This is a genomic window from Polaromonas sp. P1_E3 (genome assembly GCF_056405935.1).
The window spans coordinates 1-3,444 of sequence record NZ_JBFUBD010000291.1 but is presented as its reverse complement, the minus strand read 5'-3'; the positions used below and the strand labels follow the sequence as shown (position 1 = coordinate 3,444).

Genomic DNA, 3,444 nt, shown 5'->3' with positions numbered 1-3,444 from the left:
CTACCGGAGTGCATTGTCCCAGATGCTGTTTTTGGCTTCCAAACCCGACACCTTTATCCGGCAGGCGGATCCTGTCGCCGTGAGGCGCCTTCTTTGCCGCCGCAAGCTGTGCCCGGTAGTCACCCATTCCGGCGGCCTCACGGGCGCCCATGTGAATTTTTTCGGGGCCCAGTATTCGGCTGAATGGCTCCGGTCGCGGCTGGAACTGGCCGGAAAACGGGTGTGGGTCTCTCAGGAGGATGAGGATGATGCGAGGCTTGTATCGGTCGCCACCGAAAACGGGGAAGACCTCGGCTTCCTGCAGGCCCTGCCACCCTGGAACCACAGTCCCCACAGCCTTTATGTGCGCTCTGCCATCCGGTCCTTGTCCAATCGCAAGCTGATCCATTTCAGCAGGCACGCCTGCCCCGTCGAGCTGTTGATCGACCATGCGGAGAACAGTCCCGACCGAAAACTAGCCGCCCACCCAGCCTATTTGGAAGCACGCAGGATTGTGCAGGGGACCGCAGAGAGGCTTGTGGGAGAAACCATGGTGGAGCGCGCCCGGCGTGGCACATTTCCGGCTAGCGCGCATTCCGCCAATGAGGCTTTCACTTTGCAGGGCCACGTCCCGGCCACTGGCTCGATTCAAGGCGATGCCAGCGATTTGCGCCAGGACGCACCGGTTCGCCTGCCCGAGCGCCGCAAGGCGGCTAACCGGAGCTCGTCATGATTCCCGCCCTGGTGCCTGACGACATCGACCCTCAGCATCCCGTAGTGCTTCAGGACTACGGTCTTTTTACCCCGGCTATCGAGGAGATGGCTGATGCCATATGCCTATGGTTGGACAACCGGGTCGATGGCGCCACCATCTATGGTCCCTCGCGGTTTGGTAAGACCTATGCGCTTACCTACTGGCTGCGAACGCTCCTCGCCGAGCGAATGGGCGGACCGGTTCCGCTGGTGATCTGGTCGCACCAAGACGCCAGCTCTTCGTCGTCCGGAATGCTCCATGGCCGGCTGCTGGCTGCAGCCGGACAGGCCCCGTTGGGCCACTGCCGCGGCCACACGGTTCTGCACAATCTGGTGGAGCGCCTCATTCAAATTGCCTGCATGTCGTCCGATCGCCACCTCATCCTGGTGATCGATGAAGCCCACAGCATGAGTGAGCGCGAGTGGCGTTGGCTGGTTCAGCTCCACGCGACCCTGAAACTTGAAAGGGTCCAGATGTGCATCATTTCTGTGGCGTCGTATCAGTTCAACGAGGTCCCGCGCACCCTGGCCATGACGGGAAGCGCTCATGTCTCGGCGCGCTTTATGCTCCATGAATGGCCGTTTCGCGGGATGCGAAGCGCCGGTGAGCTCGAGTTTATTTTGCGGGGCTACGACAAGGACAGCGAGTGGCCTGAAGGTTCGGGCCTCAGCTACACGGCTGGCCTGGCACCGCGTGCCTTTGCCGAAGGTTTCCGGATGCAGAACTACGCCCACCAGTTGTGGGCAGCTCTGGAGACGCTGTTGCCCGATAAGTACGGTGGCAGCAAAGAGTTTCCCATGAAAAGCATCACCGGGGCTGGGCGGCATGTCCTGCTTAAGGTTGCTGCGGCTGGGTCGGATTGGGAGCGATGCGTGAGCTTCGATGCCTGGCACCAGGCGGTTGCAAAAACGGGTCACACCCGCTTGATGAGTCTAGTTTTCCTTCGGGACAAGACTGCGAAAAGTGGCGATGCCCTCCACTGAAAACTTCAAGCTGCCCGAGCTGACCTGGCATGCCGGGTCAGTTTTGCCCTATGCCTCGCTGTGGCACACCATGCACCGGGTGGTCCAGCTGAACGGTCTGACGGCCCATACTCTTCAGCCCTATATGAAGCGGCGCCTGGGTTATTCGGCCAAACAGAACAGCCTGATCACCAACGACAGCATGATCGATCTGGGCAAGCTGGCCCGGGCCTTGGGCGAGCCGGCCTCCCGCTTTCGACTGGCTACGCTGGAAACCTTGGCTCCCTGGACTTACCAGCTGTTTCACACCGCCTCCGTACGCTTCTGCCGGCATTGCCTGGGGCAGGGCTATCACAGCACACTGATGTCTCTCAAGGCGATGACGCACTGCCCCATCCACAACTGTGAGATAGAAGACACCTGTACGTGCGGCCTGGGGATCAGCGCCTGCAACCGGTATGAGCTCTACCAGATGCCCGGCCAATGTGATTGCGGCAAACTCGGGTTTTTCACGCGGGAAACCGCGCGTCGGCCATCGTTGCCTGCTGAAGCGACCCGGGCTTTTGACGAGCTGGCCATGTGGCTGGAACAGACCTCCGACCGCTTAGTCATGATGAGTGTCAGGGACAACTGGGAAACCGTTCAGGGGGAAGGGCGCCTGGAATGGTCGGCACACCAGTGGAGCCAGTTGACCGGGCTCCAGTTGCCTCCCGCGTTCACGCCACCCGAGCCAGTGCAAACTCTGATGGCTGAGTTCGAGGCGCAGGGGGGCCCCTTTCCCGTGGCGTGGAGCCAGGTGGGGCGGACAAGTCACCCCAAAGACGATCTGGTGTCGCTGCGCCGCGGGGTAGTGAAATCGTTTGACCGGCATCTGCGCCGGCATGTGCTCAAAGGGCAGTCCTGGATCAACCGCCTCTGCATGTCCAGCGATAGTGACCGGATTCTGTCGCTGTTGCAGCATCACCCTGAGGCCCGGCCGGCGTTTACCTACCTGATCTGGCTGGCAGCCATCTTGGGCAGCCATGACCTGCGCCGGATCCGCTCGGCAGTCGCACGCAAGTTCTACAAGCTGGGGACCAGGCTGCCGGGCATGCCCGCCCACGCCACGCAGGCCGCGGTCGGAGCGGGCGCCCATGCCTGGCTGGAGATGCATGCGGCCGGGCTGGCACTGTCTTCCCTGTGGATGGAAGCGCATGAACAGATGCTGGGCATGGTAGCGCAGCAGTCGGTCTCTTGGGGGTGGCACCCCTCAGTGATGGCCGGCAAATACCGCTGGTGCGCCACCATGGCGCCGGACGGGCGGTGCCGGATAGGCAAACGGGCGCGCTTGTGCACTTATCTGCCGGTGCACAACCGCCAAGCACCCCGGCGTCAAGACGGCGATAAGGCAAAGTCCCCACCAGCACGGGACTTCCTTGCCAAGCTGGAGCAGGTGGGCCTCATCAAAACCCGCCGCAATGAGTGGAAAAGCGGCCGACTACGGCTGCCCTCGCCGCAATCGGGCCTACTGCTGAAACGCTGTCGGCTGTTTGGTGTGCAGGAACCGCTCAGCTATGTGGTGTTTCAGCGCTACGGTAAGCTTTTCATCGCACGGCTAGTGGAACGACCAATGGAAGCGCATGGCCTCACGCCGCGTGCTGCGATCGATGGCCTTAGGAGTGCGGTACGCCAGCACCAGACCATGTACGGTGGGTCGCGCGCCATGCGCGGCGCAAACCAGGCCCGCTAGCTCACTGAGGGCCGCTGGAA

2 protein-coding genes and 1 pseudogene are annotated in these 3,444 nt (G+C 62.0%); all 3 read left to right on the top strand.

Annotation, left to right across the window (positions count from 1 at the left end):
* A pseudogene (locus tag AC1D0Z_RS17980) lies at nucleotides 1-712 on the top strand (hypothetical protein); the annotation flags it as partial.
* Complete coding sequence (locus AC1D0Z_RS17975; protein WP_477659563.1) at nucleotides 709-1,716, top strand: AAA family ATPase; 1,008 nt, start codon at nucleotides 709-711, stop codon at nucleotides 1,714-1,716. The pseudogene AC1D0Z_RS17980 and the gene AC1D0Z_RS17975, both read left to right, overlap by 4 nt.
* Nucleotides 1,703-3,424, top strand: a complete 1,722-nt coding sequence (locus AC1D0Z_RS17970) for a TniQ family protein (protein WP_477659562.1) — start codon at nucleotides 1,703-1,705, stop codon at nucleotides 3,422-3,424. The genes AC1D0Z_RS17975 and AC1D0Z_RS17970 overlap by 14 nt, the downstream gene beginning before the upstream one ends.
* Nucleotides 3,425-3,444 lie beyond the last annotated feature (20 nt).